Origin of the sequence: Shewanella dokdonensis, assembly GCF_018394335.1 — a bacterium.
Lineage (GTDB): Bacteria > Pseudomonadota > Gammaproteobacteria > Enterobacterales > Shewanellaceae > Shewanella > Shewanella dokdonensis.
This window is the reverse complement of the sequence record NZ_CP074572.1, coordinates 685190-705164: the sequence shown is the minus strand read 5'-3', so window position 1 is coordinate 705164 and position 19975 is coordinate 685190. Positions and strand designations below refer to the sequence as shown.

The 19975-nt window shown below is 41.6% G+C and carries 22 protein-coding genes and 5 pseudogenes; 5 read left to right on the top strand and 22 right to left on the bottom strand.

The window, feature by feature from the left end:
- Positions 1 to 202: 202 nt before the first annotated feature.
- Positions 203 to 799, top strand: a pseudogene (locus tag KHX94_RS03390) (ISAs1 family transposase); the annotation flags it as partial.
- A gap of 61 nt (positions 800 to 860) precedes the next feature.
- Here KHX94_RS03390 and KHX94_RS03385 read toward each other — a convergent pair.
- The 4 genes from KHX94_RS03385 to KHX94_RS03370 all read right to left on the bottom strand — a co-directional run bounded on the left by KHX94_RS03385 (position 861) and on the right by KHX94_RS03370 (position 3308).
- The gene (locus tag KHX94_RS03385; protein WP_213682369.1) at positions 861 to 1595 is read right to left on the bottom strand and encodes a tetratricopeptide repeat protein; all 735 of its coding nucleotides are present in this window, start codon (positions 1593 to 1595) and stop codon (positions 861 to 863) included.
- 143 nt (positions 1596 to 1738) lie between these two features.
- A complete protein-coding gene (locus KHX94_RS03380; RefSeq protein ID WP_213682368.1) occupies positions 1739 to 2413 on the bottom strand; it encodes a hypothetical protein in 675 nt (224 codons plus the stop codon).
- Entirely contained in the window at positions 2380 to 2622 is a 243-nt protein-coding gene (locus tag KHX94_RS21685) for a 6-hydroxymethylpterin diphosphokinase MptE-like protein (protein ID WP_425314060.1), read from the bottom strand. The genes KHX94_RS03380 and KHX94_RS21685 overlap by 34 nt, the downstream gene beginning before the upstream one ends.
- A 17-nt stretch (positions 2623 to 2639) precedes the next feature.
- A complete protein-coding gene (locus KHX94_RS03370) occupies positions 2640 to 3308 on the bottom strand; it encodes a motility associated factor glycosyltransferase family protein (RefSeq protein WP_213682366.1) in 669 nt (222 codons plus the stop codon).
- A gap of 300 nt (positions 3309 to 3608) precedes the next feature.
- Here KHX94_RS03370 and pseB point away from each other — a divergent pair.
- Both pseB and pseC read left to right on the top strand, forming a co-directional pair.
- Positions 3609 to 4602: pseudogene (gene pseB, locus KHX94_RS03365) on the top strand (UDP-N-acetylglucosamine 4,6-dehydratase (inverting)).
- Positions 4599 to 5750, top strand: coding sequence for a UDP-4-amino-4,6-dideoxy-N-acetyl-beta-L-altrosamine transaminase (pseC, locus tag KHX94_RS03360; protein ID WP_213682365.1), 1152 nt, complete (start codon positions 4599 to 4601; stop codon positions 5748 to 5750). Before pseB ends, pseC begins: the two are co-directional and overlap by 4 nt.
- Before the next feature lie 100 nt (positions 5751 to 5850).
- On the opposite strand, the gene KHX94_RS03355 is transcribed toward pseC, so the two are convergent.
- The 18 genes and pseudogenes from KHX94_RS03355 to KHX94_RS03285 form a co-directional block, all read right to left on the bottom strand.
- Positions 5851 to 7563 (bottom strand): cytidylyltransferase domain-containing protein, encoded by a 1713-nt coding sequence (locus tag KHX94_RS03355; protein ID WP_213682364.1) that lies wholly within the window; start codon positions 7561 to 7563, stop codon positions 5851 to 5853.
- A gap of 178 nt (positions 7564 to 7741) precedes the next feature.
- Positions 7742 to 9466, bottom strand: coding sequence for a glycoside hydrolase (locus KHX94_RS03350; RefSeq protein ID WP_244859311.1), 1725 nt, complete (start codon positions 9464 to 9466; stop codon positions 7742 to 7744).
- Between the two features lie 7 nt (positions 9467 to 9473).
- Positions 9474 to 9815 (bottom strand): hypothetical protein, encoded by a 342-nt coding sequence (locus tag KHX94_RS20140; protein WP_244859310.1) that lies wholly within the window; start codon positions 9813 to 9815, stop codon positions 9474 to 9476.
- Positions 9773 to 10021, bottom strand: coding sequence for an ATP-grasp domain-containing protein (locus KHX94_RS20135; RefSeq protein WP_244859309.1), 249 nt, complete (start codon positions 10019 to 10021; stop codon positions 9773 to 9775). The genes KHX94_RS20140 and KHX94_RS20135 overlap by 43 nt, the downstream gene beginning before the upstream one ends.
- Positions 10018 to 10689 carry an ATP-grasp domain-containing protein gene (locus KHX94_RS20130; protein ID WP_244859308.1) on the bottom strand — a complete coding sequence of 224 codons (672 nt, stop codon included), beginning with the start codon at positions 10687 to 10689 and terminating at the stop codon, positions 10018 to 10020. Before KHX94_RS20130 ends, KHX94_RS20135 begins: the two co-directional genes overlap by 4 nt.
- Positions 10646 to 11236, bottom strand: a complete 591-nt coding sequence (locus tag KHX94_RS20955) for a polysaccharide pyruvyl transferase family protein (protein WP_213682363.1) — start codon at positions 11234 to 11236, stop codon at positions 10646 to 10648. The genes KHX94_RS20130 and KHX94_RS20955 overlap by 44 nt, the downstream gene beginning before the upstream one ends.
- Positions 11237 to 11238: 2 nt before the next feature.
- The gene (locus tag KHX94_RS20950) at positions 11239 to 11610 is read right to left on the bottom strand and encodes a polysaccharide pyruvyl transferase family protein (protein ID WP_280529648.1); all 372 of its coding nucleotides are present in this window, start codon (positions 11608 to 11610) and stop codon (positions 11239 to 11241) included.
- Positions 11611 to 11639: 29 nt separating this feature from the next.
- Positions 11640 to 11924 carry a hypothetical protein gene (locus tag KHX94_RS03330; RefSeq protein WP_213682362.1) on the bottom strand — a complete coding sequence of 95 codons (285 nt, stop codon included), beginning with the start codon at positions 11922 to 11924 and terminating at the stop codon, positions 11640 to 11642.
- A gap of 321 nt (positions 11925 to 12245) precedes the next feature.
- Positions 12246 to 12728 (bottom strand): class I SAM-dependent methyltransferase, encoded by a 483-nt coding sequence (locus KHX94_RS21680; RefSeq protein ID WP_425314059.1) that lies wholly within the window; start codon positions 12726 to 12728, stop codon positions 12246 to 12248.
- A gap of 2 nt (positions 12729 to 12730) precedes the next feature.
- Complete coding sequence (locus tag KHX94_RS03320) at positions 12731 to 13105, bottom strand: hypothetical protein (protein ID WP_213682361.1); 375 nt, start codon at positions 13103 to 13105, stop codon at positions 12731 to 12733.
- Entirely contained in the window at positions 13098 to 13844 is a 747-nt protein-coding gene (locus KHX94_RS03315; RefSeq protein WP_213682360.1) for an SDR family NAD(P)-dependent oxidoreductase, read from the bottom strand. Before KHX94_RS03315 ends, KHX94_RS03320 begins: the two co-directional genes overlap by 8 nt.
- Entirely contained in the window at positions 13837 to 14484 is a 648-nt protein-coding gene (locus KHX94_RS20945; RefSeq protein ID WP_213682359.1) for a transketolase family protein, read from the bottom strand. Before KHX94_RS20945 ends, KHX94_RS03315 begins: the two co-directional genes overlap by 8 nt.
- Positions 14468 to 14803, bottom strand: coding sequence for a transketolase family protein (locus KHX94_RS03305; protein WP_213682358.1), 336 nt, complete (start codon positions 14801 to 14803; stop codon positions 14468 to 14470). Before KHX94_RS03305 ends, KHX94_RS20945 begins: the two co-directional genes overlap by 17 nt.
- Positions 14793 to 15218: pseudogene (locus tag KHX94_RS20940) on the bottom strand (transketolase); the annotation flags it as partial. The gene KHX94_RS03305 and the pseudogene KHX94_RS20940, both read right to left, overlap by 11 nt.
- A 38-nt stretch (positions 15219 to 15256) precedes the next feature.
- Positions 15257 to 15634 (bottom strand): annotated as a pseudogene (locus KHX94_RS21675) (hypothetical protein); the annotation flags it as partial.
- Between the two features lie 33 nt (positions 15635 to 15667).
- The gene (locus KHX94_RS03295) at positions 15668 to 16534 is read right to left on the bottom strand and encodes an N-acetylneuraminate synthase family protein (protein WP_213682356.1); all 867 of its coding nucleotides are present in this window, start codon (positions 16532 to 16534) and stop codon (positions 15668 to 15670) included.
- Positions 16535 to 16606: 72 nt separating this feature from the next.
- Positions 16607 to 16852 carry a hypothetical protein gene (locus tag KHX94_RS03290; protein ID WP_213682355.1) on the bottom strand — a complete coding sequence of 82 codons (246 nt, stop codon included), beginning with the start codon at positions 16850 to 16852 and terminating at the stop codon, positions 16607 to 16609.
- Positions 16852 to 18180: a motility associated factor glycosyltransferase family protein gene (locus tag KHX94_RS03285; RefSeq protein WP_213682354.1), complete on the bottom strand. Its 1329-nt coding sequence runs from the start codon at positions 18178 to 18180 to the stop codon at positions 16852 to 16854. Before KHX94_RS03285 ends, KHX94_RS03290 begins: the two co-directional genes overlap by 1 nt.
- Before the next feature lie 443 nt (positions 18181 to 18623).
- Between KHX94_RS03285 and KHX94_RS20115 the strand changes: the two are divergent.
- Positions 18624 to 19166, top strand: a pseudogene (locus KHX94_RS20115) (tyrosine-type recombinase/integrase); the annotation flags it as partial.
- Positions 19160 to 19717: a tyrosine-type recombinase/integrase gene (locus KHX94_RS20110; protein WP_342345803.1), complete on the top strand. Its 558-nt coding sequence runs from the start codon at positions 19160 to 19162 to the stop codon at positions 19715 to 19717. The pseudogene KHX94_RS20115 and the gene KHX94_RS20110, both read left to right, overlap by 7 nt.
- The last annotated feature ends 258 nt before the right edge of the window (positions 19718 to 19975 follow it).

Here is a 19975-nt window from a genome sequence, read left to right as displayed (position 1 = left end):
GCAGGAGATTCTTTATGAAAACGGCTTTGTTTCCTAAATCGGTTGAACTCAAGCTATAGCAGCTGATCTGATCAGCATAGTCCATCAACTCACCCATCAACCGTGTCAAAACCTCAGGGCGGGATCGTACTTCTTAGCCAGTGTTGGGTGTAGCACTTTGCTGTGATCTAATAGCAGCCCATTTAATCAAGTAGCAGCTCTGATGAACTTACTCGAACACTTGACGGTTGTTGGAGAAACCCGCTCTGACATCAACCAAAAGCATAATCTTGTGGACGTCATGTTCCTTGTCTTAATCGCTATTATGTCGGGTGCTGAAGGTTGGTAAGACATTGAAACCTATGGTGGTAGTAAACTTCTCTGGCTACAAAAATTCCGCCCATTTAATCATGGTATTCCTCAACGGCACACCATTGCTCGCATCTTGCGCACTGTGGTTGTAGAGTCACTGCTTGAAGCGCTGCTGAACTGGGTAAATGAGCAGCGGACAAATACAGGCAAGTCCATCATTGCCTTTGATGGCAAGGTGCTCAGAGGCGCTTACCGCCATGATTCAAAGACCGCGTTGCAACTAGTCACTGCCTACAATACTGAAAACGGACTGGTCCTTAGCCAGCAGCCAACAGAAAACAAGAACGGTGAAATCAGTTCCGTTCGTCAGATGCTTGATGTACTGAATCTCAATGGTGAAGTGATTACCCTAGTTGCCTTGCATTGTCAGCGTGAAACGCTGGAAAAAATCAGTGAGAAAAAGGCGCATGTTGTGGTTCAGGTCAAGAAGAACCAGCCCACGCTTTGGTTTCCTAGTTCACTTTGGGCAAATAAAGTCGTCTCAACGCCCTGACTTGATCGTTAGTTCCTTATATCAGTGATTGCAATGCGACCCGGGCTGGTATGTTATCTGGTGCTAGCTCCAATACTTGTGTGTATACCGAAATAGCTGCTTGGTGTTGTGCTATGTGCACCAGAAATTCGGCCAGTTTTAATAATGTCAGTATATCTTTTGGATATTTCTCAACATAATCCAGATAAGTATTGAGCGCTTGTTGGTTCTTCCCCTGAATTTTTAAAACCTGTGCGTAAGCGGGTTTAAATTGATCATTTTTTGACTGTAAAAGGCATAAAGTGTTCTCTGTAAGCGGTAAATTATTAGTCTTAAGTGCAAGTTGAGAAATATATTTTAGTTCAATTTGTGAACGTTGCTCTTCAGGCGTAGTGAGCAATGACTGCAAAGCTTCTTCTGGCTTGTTTTCGATTTCTAATTTATAGGCTAGAGCTAAAGAATATAGTTGTTTATATTGCTCATTTTTATCCACTAATAAAGCTAGGTTGCGCGCTAAATAGTCTAGTCCCTCGTAATGATGTTTTTGTTGAAGAAATATTATTTTACTAAAAATTTTGTAATAAAGAGCGTCGGGAGCTTCTGGTGCAAGATATGTATGATGCTGTTGTTGTTGATATTCTGCTAGTAATTCATTACGTAATGTAATAGGACAGTTATCATTGATCAGTTGTTCTCTGATGATAACTCTTCCTGGGGTCATATCCTTACGCCATTGTTTTGCCAATTCGGCAAATGATGTTGCTTTATTCAACTCAGATAGCCTGCTACTAATGCGGGATAGCGTTTCATCGAGTAATAGCCGTAAGTTGTGAGCAATAGCGTAATAAGCCTGGTAGTAACTGCTATTCATTAATAAAATTTGTTTCTCATCCCACTCATCCTCTTGGCGACTTGTTAAGAAAAAGAAAACTCATAAAATCCATACCCTTTAATTAGGTTTGTTAGTGAAAGGTATTTTTTATTTAATTTTGATTCTGTTTTTTCTAACAGAGATGATAACTTTGCATCTAATGCTTCATGCTTTACTGCTTGTTCACATTGGATTTTTGCTTTATATGTTAATTTTTCAATAGCTGACAGTGCTTGTTGAGTGGTTTTCACTTCGTTAAAACAGTATTGTAGATCTTGTAAATAACTGCATTGACTCTCTTGGTTTTCGGTTAAAGACATAACCATCGACATGACTGCCATTTTTCGGGATTGAGGTAGTCGCATATCCTCTGGAGCTCGATGGGTTACTGACGCAATTTTTGCTGCATTCTCTGATAGATTAAAGACTTCTATCTGTTTTTTACTGAGTATTGACGCTTGCTCCGCTATTTGTTGTGCAGCTTGTAATAATTGTGATGGTGATTCAACTAGTTCACCTTTATAGGTCTCAGTCCATTCTAAGGGTTGCCCAAGGCTTGGGCCTAAGGTTGCTTCGTCTGTGCCCTTTGTATGACTTAAACCTGAGCGGCTATGACATAAATCCACCCCGCTCAATAAAATTTGCTTACAACCAATATATGCGGCAAGGGCTATGGCGCTGTTAGTTACAGTAGGCGCTGCAACAGGCAAATTAGGCATATTATCTTGCCAAGGAAATCTACCCCCATATAAAGCTTAGGGCCTTGCCATTGGCCAATAATAGTATTAGTAGCATGATAGGCATTTACTAATAATAGCTTGTCAGAATATTGTATTACCTGACGACTGACATCGAAACTCACATCTTTAGGATCTACGGTTATCACAAAGTCTGGATTAATGCCTGCTGCTATTAGCTTTCCCGCCACTCGTGATACTGCGATGATCAGTAAAAAGTCTTGATTTTTTTGATCCAATTTAAGTGTTCATCGAGTGATGGACCACCACCTAGCACTACTGCCATATGATGTTTTAGCTGATTTTTTAGCAATGAAATAGGAAAACGATTTTCAGTAATATTTTGCAGTTGCTTATTGACAAAAATTTTTTGCTCATTAGCCTGATTTAGTTCAAATTGTGTTTTTGTTAATAGTGCTTGGATGTTTTTATAGAGTAAGCTGTATTCAATAATAGATTGATTAGCAGCAGCTAATGAGAGGTGGAACATGTAGCGTTTTTTAGCGATACAGACAGTACATCCTTCATCTTCTAAAATATCTTCTAACTGAGATTCATCACAAATCTTAATTTTTTGTTGTGTTTGTTTGTCTAATTCAATATTCAGTAGTTGTAGAATCTCTGGAAGCTCTACAAAAATAAAATAGCTGCCAGGAGTATGTTCATGTTCAAGGATATAGTTGGTTAACAACCCTGAGTCCATGCCAATGAAGATATGCAGCATCTCTTCATATTTAAATAGATCAGAATATTTTTCATTATAAATGGTCTGTGAATCCGCCTTTTCAAATTGCCTGCCGTTGATTGCTGGTAAGTAGGTTTCGCCGAAAGGACTGATACTAAACGTTGCTAATACTGCAGAAGTGATAGATTCCATGAACTTTCCTGAATATCGTCGCAATGGTCAAAAATTTGACAGAAAAAGAGCTGTTTTATAGGCAAAACCTGTAGTCAATATACGTGCCAATTATGTCTTTTGCTAATAGTTGATATGAAGTTTGTATTTTTATTTATAATCATGATGTTATCATGTATTTTCTAGCTTAGAATACCTTTAAGTTAGTTGTGAGCTGTAGTTTGGCGTAAAACTTGTATCATATACATATCAACAATGTGTTAATGGCGACTGTGTATCGTGTGTCCATTGGTGAAAACTCATTTGGGATAAGGATAAAAAATGTTCAATAATCAAACAATCCTAATTACCGGTGGAACCGGCTCTTTCGGAAAAAATATACAAAAACCTTGCTCGAGCGATATAAGCCAAAACGATTGATTATTTTTTCCCGTGATGAGTTAAAACAATACGAGATGCAACAAGAGTTTAATGCTCCATGTATGCGTTATTTTATCGGGGATGTCCGCGACCGTGATCGTTTAACACAGGCCATGAATGGTGTTGATTATGTCATTCACGCTGCGGCGATGAAGCAGGTTCCAGCGGCAGAATATAACCCGATGGAGTGTATTAAAACTAACATTCATGGCGCCGAGAATGTCATCGCCGCCGCCATTGCCAATAAGGTAAAAAGGTCATTGCCTTATCAACCGATAAAGCAGCCAATCCAATCAATCTCTATGGTGCGACCAAGCTAGCATCTGACAAGCTGTTTATTGCCGCTAATAATGTTGTCGGCAGTGGTGCAACACGTTTCGCTGCCGTACGCTACGGTAACGTGGTGGGGTCGCGGGGCTCTGTTGTGCCCTTCTTTAAAAAGCTCGTTGCTGAAGGTGCTGCGTCATTGCCCATCACCCATGCGGATATGACCCGTTTTTGGATCACGCTGCAACAAGGCGTTGACTTTGTATTGAAGAATTTTGAACGGATGCAGGGTGGTGAAATCTTCGTGCCCAAGATCCCTTCTGTGCGCATTACTGATTTGGCCGAGGCTTATGGTCCAGGGTTAACTCCAGAAATTATTGGGATCCGGCCGGGAGAAAAACTGCATGAAGTAATGTGCCCGGCAGATGATTCTCATCATACACTGGAGTTTGACGATCACTTTGTCATTACCCCGAGTATCAAGTTCTTTGGCCGTGACAACGATTTTTGTCATAACTCCCTTAATGAAATCGGCCAACAGGTCGATTTAGGATTTGAATATAACTCTGGTAGCAATCCCCATTTCCTTAATGTGGATGAGATCCTGTCAATGGAAGAAAGCGCATGATCCCTTATGGAAGGCAGGCGATCAATCAAACCGACATTGATGCCGTTGTCGAAGTGCTGAAATCTGATTATCTCACTCAGGGACCCAAAGTCCCTGCTTTTGAGCGAGCCGTTTGCAATTACACCGGGGTTGAATATGCGGTAGCTGTGAGTAACGCAACTGCGGCATTACATATTGCCTGTCTGGCTCTGGGGGTCGGCCCAAATGATTGCGTGTGGACATCACCTATTACGTTTCTAGCATCTGCCAATTGTGCACTATATTGCGGCGCTACGGTTGATTTCGTTGATGTTGACCCCGCAACTGGCAATATGAGTCCGAATTCTCTGGCTGAAAAACTAGCGTATGCCAAACAACAGGGGTGTTTGCCCAAAGTGATTATTCCGGTGCATTTGGCTGGTCATAGCTGCGATATGCAGCGTATTGCCGAGTTGGCCTATGCCTATGGGGTAAAGGTGATTGAGGACGCATCACATGGTATTGGTGGGAGCTACGGTGGCAGCAAATTAGGCTGTTGTCGCTATTCAGATATTACTGTTTTTAGTTTTCATCCAGTGAAGATTATCACCACGGCAGAAGGTGGTATGGCGACAACTAAGGATGCTGCACTTGCTGAAAAAATGGCACTTTTGAGGGCACACGGTGTGGTACGCGACAAAGCACTGTTAACTCGTCCAGATGAAGGCGATTGGTATTATGAGCAGCAGTTATTAGGGTTTAACTACCGCATGACAGAGCTGCAGGCAGCATTAGGTTGCTCGCAGATGCAGCGTTTAGATGAGTTTGTTAAGTGTCGTAATCAATTGGCTGAGCGCTATCAGCAGCAGTTGCATGCTCTCCCTTTAGCTATTGTTAGTCCGCTAAATGATAGTTACAGCGCGCGACATTTGTATATTGTCCGTTTGCCTTCAGAAAAACGTAAAGCTGTGTTTGATAACATGCGCCAGCTCGATATTCAGGTGCATGTGCATTATTTCCCGGTGCATTTACAACCCTACTATCAATCATTGGGATTTAAGATCGGTGATTATCCTAATGCGGAGCAGTTTTATAGTGAGATTTTGACTTTACCACTTTTCCCTGGACTAAAAGACGACAATATTGATTTTATTTGTAATAACCTTTCTGCTTTGTTATCAGACAACTAGTTATTACCACCTTAATGATATTTGCTAACGTATAAATATTCATAGCCTGTCAGTAAATAAAGGCGATAAGAACTTTATCTATGCCACAATTTAATACTTGTTATGAACCATTAAACATAGCTTGGATCTTCTTGCAGAAAATATTTACCCCATCAATGTTTGCAGTTAGTGCCGCTGCATTATCGAGTATTTGTTGTTTAGTATCTGTATCTTTGGCATTAAACACTTGCCGTAAGATTGGTGCTATATCTTGCTCATGCTCACAAATAAAACAGCATTGAAGCTGTTTTAAAAACCGTAATTCATTACTGCTGGTCAATTGTTTCGCTGGCAGTAATATGGTGAGCGCTTTAGATGCGATAGCCTCAAATAAAGATAACCCATAGCAACTGATAATGGTTGCAGACTCTGCAACTAATGTCGGTAGGTTTGCAGGATTTTGAAGTTTTTTCCAATGGGAACTTTCAGGTAATTGTGGCGCTTCCGCATAAGGTCCTTGGATCCAAATGCGCTCGATATCTGCCGGTACGCAGGCATCGATGGTCTCGGCTAACCATGCACCATATTTGAGCGCATCACTACCGCCTGTAAGTACCAATAGTTGATTTTTCTTGGTTGCGGTTTGTGGTGTGAAAAGATAGTTCTCCCAGCCAAAACTCAAATTGGGGTGTTCAAGTTCGCAAAAAAATGAAGGTACAAATAGTAGATCTATGTGTGGCAGTAAAAAGTCACATTTGTCTATCGCAATGATTCTTTGCTGGTTTGCCTTTGCTGTGCAACAAAAATCGATCAGCTGTTGCTGTGGCACAAACGCTGGATGTAAATCGACGATCCATAGATCAGCGTTGAGTTCTTTAAGTACAGTGAGTGCTTCGGTTATATCGGTATGCCATTTTGCCAGGTTCGCTTGTAGCCACGGTAGTGCTCTGGATTCACCAATGATATGCAGTTGCACTCCGATAGAAAGCTGCTCCATCAAGGCATTTGCCAATAGTACACTTCGACGTAAATGCCCCATACCCACATCAGCACCAACCTGACAAAGTATTACGGCTTTACGGTACTTTACATTCGGCAATTTCTGGTGTACATGCGCATTTATTTGCCGTAACTGCGGATCCATGAGTAATTGCTGCTGAACCCAACTGAGACTGACGATAGTTGACTCGCCATGATGTTGATACCAGCGGCGGTATATTTCACTCATAAAGCGGTAATCGGCATCAGTATCTACAGAAATTCTATGTTTTATTTTGCTGAAATCGGCGCAATCCCCAATTTCTAAGGCATCCAGCACTGGCGTGAGTTTATTGCCATAGCCCACATGTTCACGAGCCAAATCCGATGTGCTGATCGCCACTAATTTTTGCCAACCATGATGGCTGTATACTGCAATACCTTCATGGATGGTCTCCGTTCCTGGGGTAAGCTTGATGCTGTCCTTTTGCGGATGGGCGATAAGTTGCGTTAGTGCATGATCGATAAAGGCTGGTTCAATAAGTGGGCAGTCTCCGCAGATGTAGACAATATAATCAGCGTTATATTGTTGCACCACAGTGTCGATACGGCCTACCAGATCATCCACATTGCCGCTATATGCCATCACCTCTACGGCGTGGCTATGGGCCCAATCCACTAACGGCTGGTTGAATGCATCAGCGGTGGTTGCCAGTACCCTAGTATTTATCTGCTGACATTGTTGTAGTCGCTGAAAAATATGGTGGATCATCGGCTGGCCTGCCAGCGATAGCAGATGCTTCCCCGGTAGCCGACTGGAATTTAATCGAGCGCCTACTACTGCAAGAATGTTCATAAAGATTCCTCGGGCAATGAGCAAGGCTCGATCTGGAAACTGAAATCAGGCAGATAGCCACCTGCTTTCAATGTCTCGTCAGCTTCAGCTAGCGAAAACCATAAGCGGTTGAGATAAGTATCATTAATTTTTTTACAGGAAAGCATCGGCAGTGCCGCACCATTGGCGGGATCCCAAGTTAATTTAATCCCATTACTATTAACTCCAAAGCGTACTTCCCCAGTAGTTGCCCCAAGCGCACAATTGGCAGAGACGATGGATGAAACCGGTGTCCCATGGTCAAAATCACTGTCGGCATGAAAATGTTCGGCAGTATCCCCCCAAGATGGGTTTCATACCAACAGCGGCCATGGCAGTTAAGTAGGGTGATAAATCCTAATCTTATTGATGCTTCAGGCCGTAGGTGTTGCTCAAACAGAAATCCGCAGGTGACCGATTCGCCATTGAGTCGGAAATACTTAATGACTTTACCAATTTTTAAGGATAGTTCTGTGCTGATAATAAGTGCGTCTCCCTCCTGCCATAGCTGGTAGGATACCCGCTCTAGATCAGTCACCCTGTCTCGATGAGTAAAGCGCTCTATTACCATGTGGTTGGTATAGAAATCTGCACCATAACTGATGTGGTCAAAAAAACCATGGGAAAGCGTACCAACAATCGGTACAAATTGTTGTGAGTCAAACGCGAGTAATTCGACGGCCAATCCGCGGTTAGCATTGAGTTTCAGATGCACCTCTGCTGTTTTTACCAATAATCGCCGCCGTTCTTCATCATAGCTGATATGCCAGTCATGGCGTTGGTGGTTATAAATTTGCCATTGGGGGCACGGTTTATTCGGCGCCACAAGTGCTAGTTTTTGATAGCGGGTAGGCGTCAGATGGGTACGTAAATCACTGGCCCATAGGCGACATAAGCTACGCCAGTCTTCATCAGTTGTTGTGTTATTGACTATTAGTTGCTGGTAATCTCGGTAACAAAGACTATTGAGCAGTACATCATTACGGCCACTCAGCCCCCAACGCGTGATGTTGTATTTTGCCTGCTTTTTTACAGCGACAGGATGAGCTGCTGTTGCGAGTTTCAGTTTCTCGCCGTCTTGCCATAGCGTTAAGGTTTCACTAGGTAGCAACCATTTGTGTCCTTGGCTTAGCGCCTGCTTAAACAGCATCGCGATTCGTTGCCATTCGCCGTTAATTTTTTCTGCTTCAGTGCCATAACGTCCCGGGCGATAATCAAACACTTCGGCATCACTGCCATAAACTGGGAAAACTTCAATACCGGCATTGGTAATTTTTTGCAGGTACTGTAGATAGTCTTGTAGCACTAGCTCCCCATGCACATAACGCTGAAATTTTTGAAAGCCAATCGCATGATTCCAGATCACTTTTATGCAGCGGCCCGACGCCGTTGCCAGCGTTGCAGGGCGATTAAGTGCCTGGTGATCCCAATGCTCATTATGAGAAAAAGGGTTATCCCACTCGACGATTACAGCATCAAATCCGGCATCAAGGTAGATATCCAGTAAGCTCTCTGACACTGCTTGTTCATTAATATAGGCAATAGTGGGTGTGGTACCGATTAGCGCTTGATAACCCTGCTGACCTAATCTCAGGTTATGTCGATTGACATCTGCGGGAACCAACGGTCCGATAATTTGGCTATCACCACTGGCAATAAGTTCGCAGCAGCCTTGTTTAATAAGCGTTGAGAGATCTTCTAGCCATTGTGGTGCGACTTTCGCTATGGCTTCTAAGGTATAAACGGTTGCTTCAATACCGATGGGGTAGCCAGATTTTGCTAGTTGCAGAATTGGCTCATAACAACAGTTCACCACATCGGCATGATTTTGCTCATCGATTGATGAAAATGCCAGATTCAGATGAAAAACAGTATAAAGTCGCATGAGTTAGTTATGACTCGTAGCAGATTTTTAATTGTGCTAGTGATGTGTTGGCGACGGCTATCGCATCCTCTTTTGTCGCGGCACAGCTGATGACAAAACCAGCACGTTGAGTATGGTTTACTAGCGGTTTTATGATATCGCCAGGTTGAATAAACAGTGATAACAGTTCAACGCCGACTAAAGCCTTTGCTTTATCCAGATGTTCAATTGCGCTGATTTTCCCAGGAGGAAGATCCAGATAGCGAATTGCCACCCCTTTTTCATATTGGGCACTGACCTCTTGTTTGGATAAATGTTCTCCTAGTGCTAGTTTAATTGCTTTTTCAATGAAGTTAACACCCGTTGCCAATGGAATTTGCGTAGTTGAAAAGTACCCCCTGATAAACGCCCCGCAATTTCAATGACTTTGGCCTGCCCATTAGAAAATACCATGTCACCTTTTGCTACGCCGGTTGCAATGCCTAACGCTTTTGCTGCGCGCTCGACCGTTGTGATAACTTGTTGTTTCACTTCTATGGTCTGCGAAGTAGGGCTATCGCCGCCATTTTCAATCATGAACGGTTTGGTTTTTCTAGCCACTCATAGTTTCGGTCGGAAAAACCCAGCGTAAAGTAGTTGCCACAATCTGCTAATGTTTCAGTGCTAAATTGTGGACCCGGTAAATATTCCTCCATCATCACCCGCCCAGTGGGCGATTCTCTGGCAGCTAGTTCCCATGCCTGTGGTAATTGTTCAATACTATCAATATACTGCACACCGCGGGCACCTCGGCTGTCTACTGGCTTGATAACCAGTGGTAACCCAATAAGGCTGGCACATTTTTCAATGTCAGATTTTTCGGGTACGGCACAATAGGCCGGAATAGGGATATTCATCGCTTTCAGACGATCTTTCATCGCCAATTTATCCGCCACCCAATGTGCAGATTCTAAGCTTAAACCTGGCAGTTGTAGCGCCTTAGCAACAATGGCAACACTCATCGGGACATCGGCGCACATGGCTATTACACCATCAATAGTTATGCCTGTAGCTTTCAACGTCATTGCTTGATTGGCGATAGCCTCGCCATCATAGGTGCTGGCAACAATGACATGGTTTGCCCAAGCAAATCCTGGCGCAGATGGATTGCCATCAGCAATAATCAGCCCTAAGCCCATACTTTTGGCGATTTTGATGCCTTCACAGGCTTCGTACCCTGCTCCGATAATTAACAAATATCGCATCTAACAATTCCATGATTTGGTGAAATAAGTTACTTTTAAAAATTAGAAATACTATTTCATTAATTATTTTACATTGAGTAGTCACATACAATATCTTTAATGATATTTTTATATTGAATGCACTGTGCATTTTTTCTTCTAGCAGTGCATGGACTTTAGTTATGTCTATTTTTGGAATGTTAAAATCACTATGTTTTCCTAAATATAATGAATCTAAATTTACAGTTTCTTTAACTATTGTAGTATTAATTTCTTGGCATATTAATGAAGCTGTAGTTCCTTGGGTTAAAGCTAATATGAAACCGTGTCGTCTATATGTAAATAAGTGTTCAATATTTCTATATATAGATAATGTCTCTTTTAGAGTTAATTCATCTTCTATTAATACACATCGCTTTTTATAATTTCTTCCTAATTGTTCGAATACTCTTTTATTTATCACTCTGTCGTCAGTTATTTTACTATCTACGTCATAGTTACATTGGCTAATAAATAAAACATCCATGTCATAATTATCTATTAGTGATTCTATTTTTTTTGCATTCACAATTATTTCATCTTCGTTCGTATTTTTTGTGAAATCAACCCCCTGAAATTCACACCCACATACTTTTTATTTTTTTCTATATATATAGATGATTCGTTACTTTCATTTTTAGTTAATGCAAAGGCAATATCTGGTAATGTTATTATTTTTTTAGGATTGTCAATATATGATTTTGCAACACTAGAAGAATAATTCTCTCTGACTAAAACAGCATTGGAATTATTCAATATGAATTTTAAGTGTTTTTTGCCTAAATCGGTTTCTGGGTGAACTAATGAAATGGAACTTAATACTATTGGTTTTCCCATGAATTTTGCTAAAATAACAATGATAGAGAAGTAAGATAGTGGACCCTTCATAAAGTCGAGTGATATATCGACAAATAGTCTCCCATTCCCTATAATTACAACATCACATTTTGATATTTCATCATAAATTTTTTTAAGTGATCGTTATTGTCATTGCTGTTAAAGCCATTAAAAATTCTACCATGGGATTGTTCTTTTGTTTGGTGATCTAGATTTCTTATACAAGTTACATCAAATTCCTTTGAAAAATTATCATTTGGATGGCGACTAAGTACAATAAAATTTGGGTTTTCTTCACTAAAAATCTTTTTTAAGGCCAAGAATGATGCATAATCACCTAAATTTTTAGTGTCATAACCACCGATTATAAGAAAATTCATTATACATCCTCATTTCAATTATAGATTTGAATTATGTTTAGATCATTCCTTATGTCCAAAATATATTCCATGATCTCTGTTTCAGATGCTCTAGACGAAATAATGATATTAGAATTTTCTTCTAGTCCTAATATAGATTGAGGTGGGATTATTTCAATTCCATCAATTTTTTTCCTTGCTTGGTGGGACTTCCATCGAAAATCATCAATATATCGATAATATTTTTAATATTTGTCATTGATAAAAGCTGTGATGTATGCACTCCGCCACAGTATATATATGATTTATTTTGTCTTTTTATTTTTCCTAATATTTTTTCTTCTATATTTTTCCAGAAAATCTTCTCTCTCTCAATATAAGAAATAAGTATTTCCTTATTCTTTTTATAATTAGAACTAATTGTTTTTTTTGCACTTCTATTTTTTTTGCAACTATTGTTATAACTGGATACTGGTTTATATTATAATTTTTCGATAAGTGTAATATTTGGTATCCACTTGTTTCAACTATTGATGTCAATGATTTTTCACAAAAGTAGTTTAAATGTTCGAAACTTAAAACCCCTATGGGTTGCAAATATTCTTTTTCCCACAATGGAACTTCAATTAATAAATATCCATCTTCAGTTAAGTTTTTTGATATTTTCTCGAGAACTATTTTAGGGTTATATAAATGTTCTAAAACATGAGTTGCAATAATTAACTCAAATTTTTCATCTGATTTATATTTTTCTATAGTACTGTCAATTGTTGGTACCTTATAATGGTTTATGGCATATGTTCTACTAGTATCACTAGGTTCTATTCCTAAAACGTTGGTACTTCCATTTTTTTGAATTGTGACAGTGTATACCCATCGGAACTACCAAATTGGAGCACATGTTTAGGGAATTTCTCACAGGTAGCCTTTATTATGGAAACTAGCCTATTTAAGTCTTTAATTTTTGCTAGACTAGGTGCGCCGTTCCTTCCTGGCGCAACATATGTGGCTATAAATTTATAATAATGCTCCATCACACTAGGAGCTACTGTATGAGTCTGCAATACTAAACCAGTTTCTGGGCAAATTCCAAAGGATATGTCTAATTCACCAATTCCAGTTATATCCCACTTATATGTGATCAGTGACTGGGCTTCACATCCTACAAAACTGGTTCTATCGATCATTGCTATATTATCCAAAATACATCCCGCCGTTCATGTTAAGGGTCTGTCCAGTCAAATAAAACGCATTATCTTGGCATAAATTTTCGACTTGAATCGCAATCTCTTCAGCAGCCGCTAATCTGCGAGCAGGTATATTTCGTACTTTTTCTTTTCCTGCCTCTGTTGCTAGCTCATTTGCTGACATATCTGTTGCAACTAATCCAATCGCCACCGCCATGCTCGCAATGCCGTCCGCAGAATATATTTTGGCGATAGATTGAGTGAAGTTAATTAAAGCTGCTTTTGATGCCGCATAATGCACCTGATTAAATCCTCCCCATTGTCCGCCAATACTTGTGATGTTGATAATTCTTCCCCAATGCTGCTGTTGCATAAAGGGCAACACTTCTTGTGTCGCTCGGAAAGGTCCTTGGAGATTGATATCAAGCATTGTTTGCCAGTCACTGTCTGTGATAGTGGCAAACGGCTTCTCTTGCGCAATCGCACCATTATTAATCAAGATTGATACCTTACTACCAAAGTAATTTTCAATTGCTAGTAGCGACTGTTGGATGGTGTTTCTTGAACGATAATCGATATTAATGGCCAACGTTTGATAACCTTTAGCATTTAATTCAGCAGCTAGATTTTCAGCCTGCTGTTTATTGCTATGGTAACCAATTGCCACCAGATACCCTTTGGTTGCAAAGCAATAGCTCAAGGCCTTTCCGACACCACCTGTCGCTCCAGTAATTAGGACAACATGGCTAGTCATGGTTTGTTTCCTTATTAATGGCAATGACCTTTTGGACAATACTTTCAGTATTCAGTCCATAAAAGGTTGCTAATTCATCCGGTTCGCCAGAACGACCAATAACGTCTTGTAGGCCCATGCGGTACAACGGAGTAGCAGTTGCACTCTCTGCGATGACTTCAGCAACGGCTGAGCCCAACCCTCCAATAATGGAGTGATCCTCGCATGTGATAATGGCTTTGGTTTCCTGACAAGCATCAATAATTTTTTCGCGATCTATCGGTTTGATTGAAGGCATGTGTAATACTCTCACACTTACTTTCCTCTCTAATGCCTTTGCTGCCGATAGTGCCCTGTGTGTCATCACTCCACAACTGATAATGGTGATATCACAACCCTCATGTAGTACGTAACCTTTACCTATTTCAAAGTGGGGTTCTTCAGCAAATACGTTTGGACAAGGGCTGCGACCACTTCTCATGTAAGCTGGGCCGTTGTAGTTTGCTAGTACTTTGGTAGCTGCCGTGATTTCATAAGCATCTGCTGGAGAGAGTACAACCATCGAAGGAATGGCTCTCATACAGGCCATATCTTCAATACACTGTGCTGATGCGCCATCTGGGCCAACATCTAACCCTGGATGGCTAGCAACGAATTTCACATTTTTTTGAATATGCTACTGATAACCGTATTTGTTCAATCCCTCTAAGCATAAATGTCGCAAAAGTTGTAACGAAGGGTTTGAATCCCGTAATAGCCAATCCTGCCGCGGCGCTAATCATATTTTGTTCGGCTATACCGCATTGAATAAAACGTTCTGGATAAGCGCTTCTAAAATGGTGTGTACCGGTGCCGCCAGCAACATCAGCATCCATAACTAAAATTTTGTCATCTGTGTTAGCAAGTTCTGTTAATGCAATGCCGAATGCTTCCCGTAATGAGTTTACTTGCTGTCCGACTAAACTAGGATTATTTGACATTATGGTAGGCCTCCAATTCCGCATCTGTGCAGCCAAGAGCACGCATTGCATCGTTATATTGTTCTGTTGAGAGTGTTACACTGCCATGCCATAGAGGCTTATCCTCCATAAAATCGACCCCTTTTCCCTTAATCGTGTGAGCAATAATGACCTTAGGTTTATTGGTATGTTTAACTTCAAAGGCTTGTTTAAGCGCTGAATGATCATGCCCATCGACTTCTAATACGTCGCACCCAAACGCAATCCACCTATCAAGTAAAGGTTCAAGTCCACATATCTCACTATTGCGCGCATCACTTTGGAGTTTGTTGTAATCAATAATAATGGTGAGGTTATCGAGCTTATGCTGTGCGGCAAACATTGCGGCTTCCCAAACTTGTCCTTCCTGCAATTCACCATCTCCAAGCAGCGCATATACTTGTTGTTGACTCTTTTAAGTTTGAACCCTTTGGCTATTCCTGTGGCAACGGATACACCTTGACCTAACGAGCCAGTACTCACGTGTACCCATGGTGTTTGTGCTACATCAGGGTGCCCTTGCAGAGGAGAATTAATTTTACGTAGTGTCTTAAGTGATTCATGTGACAGTATATTTTTACTTGCTGCCGCAGCATAGAGCGTAGGTGCCGCGTGACCTTTTGACATAATAAAAACATCATCTTTTTCTACAGATTCTGATAGTGATGGCCCAGACATTTGCTGGTGGAAGAGCACTGTGACAATGTCTACACACGATAAAGAGCCACCAGGATGACCTGAGCGAGCATGATAGATGGACCAAATAATATCTTTGCGTATCTTGGATGCGATGCTCTGAGTGTTTATTACCATAATACTAGCTCTTAATTAACGATAAAATTTCGTTTACTTGTTTGGATTAAAGTCATTTCTGATGGTTCTCATAGGTCTTAAACCATCGCTAGGATCGGCGCGCCAGTCACGATCATCGGCTTCGCTGGGTACAAATTGTTTATTACCCGAGCCGTCGATGATGGTGCTACGTTTGGCTGCGGCAATAACGGGTGCCATCTGTTGTGGTAACCAACAGTGTCCGGCTGCGTATTCTGCTCCGGTTTTATCTAAATCTATATGGAATTCAATGCAATCTGCTTGCCAGTGATGTACGGCCCGGTTAATGACAGCGCTCGATACCGAATGATCCGACCAACCAACCTTGACCTTGTAACGTTCGCGGAACGTTCCCAGTACTGCCAAGTTGCACTCGTTCTCTGGTGTTGGATAAGCTGACACGCAATGTAGTAGCGTAATGTCGTTACATCCTGCATTTTTCAGTACCATAACAGCGTGGTCTATCTCATCAATCGTGGCCATGCCTGTAGAAATAACTACCGGTAATCCGGTTGCTGCACAGGTAATTAGCAGTTCATCCCATAACAGTTCGTATGAAGCGATTTTATAAAAGTCTACGTAAGGTTTTAGCTCGGCAACTGCTTGCAGATAAAATGGTGTGCAAGAAAATTGGATTTGGTACTGATCACAGGCTTGTTTCAGCTCAGGTAGAAAGGAAACCGGTAGTTCCCACTCTTTGCGTTTGCGGTGCATTTCACTTCTACTGAGAATTTCCGGAGCAAAAAGTTCATCGATTTTAAACAATTGAAATTTCACCGAATCGCACCCGATATCGGCCGCCGCTTTGATAAATTCAATACAACGCGCCAAATCACGGTGGTGATTGCTGGAAACTTCGGCGATAAAATGGGGCTGACTCATGACGCTGGTATCCTTAAAATTGCTACAGCCTTGTTATCGGCACGGCGATACAATTCCTGATAGTTTGTTAGTTTACACCTTTGAAAATATTGGCAGAACCTCATATTCAATGGTGTCTGCTAACCCCAACCAGTCTCTGTTTTCCTGAGCATTTAATAGCATCGGCATCAATGGCATTAGCTGCTTGGCTAACGACGGTTTCTGTAGCGCGAGCTGTAATTGGTCAATGCATTTACCAAACATTTCAGATGCTTTTACTTCCTGACCAATACGGAAAGTGTTGGCCGTTTCAATAAATAATTGGCAAATATCTGACATCAGAGCTCCTTGAATTGAGTGCCAAGAATATCGGCACCAGCGAGGCTGGAACGGTAAAATTTAACGTGGCTCACTTTTGAAATATAGTTTTCAAGGTTTCGCAGATAGGCGCATAGGTTGAGTGATGTTGCCACTTTTTCACCAACACCATTGACGACCCAGTGACCGCTTTCATTAACTGATTTTTGTAGATTAGTTGCCCAGGCTTTAGTCTGTTCATCGCTGGATGTAGCCGCAAAATCTTGCCAGAAAGCATGTGATTTATTATTGCAAAAACAAAAATCTGCACCACATAAGGTTATTTCCTTACATCCCAGTTTAATTGCAAGATCTACTGCTGGGTGCAGTACACTGCCATTGGTGTAAAGCCTGGTTTTTTCAGGGTATTTTTCTGCTTGTTTATCATAGAGATGACTATGACCCAATGCGTTATATCGGGGGCCTTGCCATTGCTGGATAATTTCTGGCCTTAACCTCGGTTGGTAGACGAGGCTAATACCTGCCGTCTGTTGTAACGGCAGATGGTATTCCGATATAAGACCGTCGATAGCGACTACAATATCAGGTTTTATCCCGTGGTGTAGCAGTCCGTGTAGCGCGGTGTCTACCGCTACAATAATGGGATGTTGTGAGCGAATGCTGATCTCAGCCAGTTTTTCATAATGTTCTTCTAAAGATGGTCCAGAAGCGATGACAATAGCTTTGTCTTGAGTAAAGCGTGACGTTAACGCCATGACATCTGGATCTTGCTCGAAAGCTTCTTTATTGGCCTCAAAACGCTCGATGATGGCGGGGTCATCTGCTCTATGTCTGCGATTAGCATGTTCTCGGTTGAGTTCGTACTGTAACAAATCCCGCAGCCTAGCATTGTCATCTGACACCAATTCCAAATCCGGTGTTATGGCAATATAAGGTGTCTTTAGCTGCATCTGCGAAGGCTGTAAGTCCAGTTCTACGCCTGGATGTTGCAGCCATGGGGTATGGTCGGTGTAGCTTAAGACCAGGGCAAAAATCGCCGGATTAAGAATACAGATCGTAAGCTTGCTCAATCTGGCTTCATCTAACGCAATATACGGTACGTCTCCCATACCAAAACCGTACATAGTGGCCTGGGTTGCTGATGCCGGTAAAGTGCTGAGAAACAGCTGTGTTTCTGCTAATCGATTATGGCGGCTACTTAATTGAATGCCATTTACGCTGATAGTTTGGTTGGCACCACTAACCAAGGCTGCGTCAATATTCTCAATCTGTTGGTGTTGAAGAATTTCCGCAGCCTCTGGCCAACGCTGCTTTATGATATTGAAGTTAGCTTGGAATAGTTCAGTCATTTATTAGCCTTTATTGGTACGTCTATTACATTGTGGCATTGCTGACTGGTCTCCCCACAGGAGATAACCTGAAGTTTAACCCGCCTTAACCAAAATTAACTAATCTATATTTTTCATATAGATAGTCAAAATTGACTTGTCTGTATTTTAACCAAATTTATGCTAAATTAACCCCTAAGGCGGCACATAGGCGGCACAGAATTTGGGGTTAAGTTATTATGATAACTGAAAATAGCTTCACAAAACGTTGTTTCGAACAGCTAAAAATCGACCAAAAACGTTATCGAATTGCTGATTTAGGCCATAGAGAATCAGTTAACGGTCTGATTTTAGAGGTTATGCCGTCAGGAAAAAGGTTTTTCGTTTTCGCCGTAAACACTTAGGGAGACACATCCGTCACGATTGGCGAGTTTCCTAATGTGACTATTGAGAACGCGCGGCGTATGGCGAAGCAGATTGCTTACCAGTTTTCGCAAGGTGAAAACCCCAATGAAGCTAAGCGCCTTGCAAAAGAGGAACTAGAGCGGCAAGCCGCGCTTGCCATGACTGTGCAACAACTGTTTGATGCATGGGAAGCCGAATTTCAAATCAAGATTAAGATTGGCGAACGCCGCATTAAGTCGCTGCAAGATGCCCGCTCAACATGGGCAAACCATCTAAAAGCGCCAATAGGCCGCTTACAGGTTACGGCCATAGATGTTAGCTCGGCAGAAAACCTACTCAAAAAGGTGTTGGTAAAAAGCTCGGCAGCGGTGCGCAATAAATGTCTTACCTTGCTCAAGTCGATGTATGCAGGGCAAAGCCACAATCCGTTTACCCATATCAAAAAGCTCACCGAAACCAAACGCGAGCGCATACTCAATCAAGATGAAGTGCGGCGCTTACTTGCCGCCTTGGAAGATGAACCCGAAATTCACCGCGATATCGTGATGATGCTGTTGCTCACCGGGCAACGTAAAAGCTGTGTGCTTAGCATGGAATGGCGCGAGATCGATCATCAGCGTGGCATCTGGTTGATCCCCACATCGAAGATGAAAGCCAAAAAGCGCATGCTGTGCCACTCACTAAAGAAGCAATGGAAATTCTCCAGCGCCGCAGTGCCAATGCTGAAGCAGGGCAGAAATATGTCTTCCCCTCTTTACTTACCAAAGTCGGCCATGTCACCGAACGCTCAGGCGAACGGAGCTTCTGGCATCGCATTACCGAAAAGGCGGGCTTACGCGGCGAGGGGAGAGGTGAGAGTGTCACCATCCATGATCTTCGCCGCACTATCGCCAGTTGGAGCGTGATGCGCGGCGGCAACATTCAAACCACCAGTAAGCTGTTAGGCCACAGCGATATCAGCATTACTGCCAGTACATATGCCCACTTGGATATTGAGCAGGTGAGGCATGAGTTAGGTATCACTACTGCGCAACTGTTGGGTGCTGCGCAGCATGAGTCGAAGGTCGATAGGTTAGTTAGAGAAGTTAATCTGCTCTCTAAATGTGAAAGGGTTGAGCTTTTTGAAAAATTAACTAACATTTACCCTGTTTAAATCACTATCTATTTTTGTTAAAAGGTATTTTTGAAGTAAAAATAAAATAACATCAAGCAAGAAAAATGAGAAAGTATATAAAAGAGTGTGTTGGAAATTAGAAATGTGAGTTTCTTCTATTAGTCTGCTACTTCCTATTTTTGAAAAAATATAAAAAGATAATGTCAGGCACATAAATATTTTTAAAATGGTGCTTAAAAAGTTTGTCAAAGTTGTTATGACGGCTTTTGAGTTTCTTTCAAGTTCTTCTGTCAAAAT

Coding starts and splice junctions, on each gene's coding strand:
- KHX94_RS03290 (WP_213682355.1), bottom strand. CDS start 16,852: ATGTCAGATATTTGCCAATTATTTATTGAAACGGCCAACACTTTCCGT.
- KHX94_RS03305 (WP_213682358.1), bottom strand. CDS start 14,803: ATGTCAAATAATCCTAGTTTAGTCGGACAGCAAGTAAACTCATTACGG.
- pseC (WP_213682365.1), top strand. CDS start 4,599: ATGATCCCTTATGGAAGGCAGGCGATCAATCAAACCGACATTGATGCC.
- KHX94_RS03315 (WP_213682360.1), bottom strand. CDS start 13,844: ATGACTAGCCATGTTGTCCTAATTACTGGAGCGACAGGTGGTGTCGGA.
- KHX94_RS03350 (WP_244859311.1), bottom strand. CDS start 9,466: ATGCGACTTTATACTGTTTTTCATCTGAATCTGGCATTTTCATCAATC.
- KHX94_RS20110 (WP_342345803.1), top strand. CDS start 19,160: ATGGCGCGAGATCGATCATCAGCGTGGCATCTGGTTGATCCCCACATC.
- KHX94_RS03330 (WP_213682362.1), bottom strand. CDS start 11,924: ATGAATTTTCTTATAATCGGTGGTTATGACACTAAAAATTTAGGTGAT.
- KHX94_RS03285 (WP_213682354.1), bottom strand. CDS start 18,180: ATGACTGAACTATTCCAAGCTAACTTCAATATCATAAAGCAGCGTTGG.
- KHX94_RS20130 (WP_244859308.1), bottom strand. CDS start 10,689: ATGCGATATTTGTTAATTATCGGAGCAGGGTACGAAGCCTGTGAAGGC.
- KHX94_RS03355 (WP_213682364.1), bottom strand. CDS start 7,563: ATGAACATTCTTGCAGTAGTAGGCGCTCGATTAAATTCCAGTCGGCTA.
- KHX94_RS03295 (WP_213682356.1), bottom strand. CDS start 16,534: ATGAGTCAGCCCCATTTTATCGCCGAAGTTTCCAGCAATCACCACCGT.
- KHX94_RS03380 (WP_213682368.1), bottom strand. CDS start 2,413: ATGCCTAATTTGCCTGTTGCAGCGCCTACTGTAACTAACAGCGCCATA.
- KHX94_RS20135 (WP_244859309.1), bottom strand. CDS start 10,021: ATGATTGAAAATGGCGGCGATAGCCCTACTTCGCAGACCATAGAAGTG.
- KHX94_RS03370 (WP_213682366.1), bottom strand. CDS start 3,308: ATGGAATCTATCACTTCTGCAGTATTAGCAACGTTTAGTATCAGTCCT.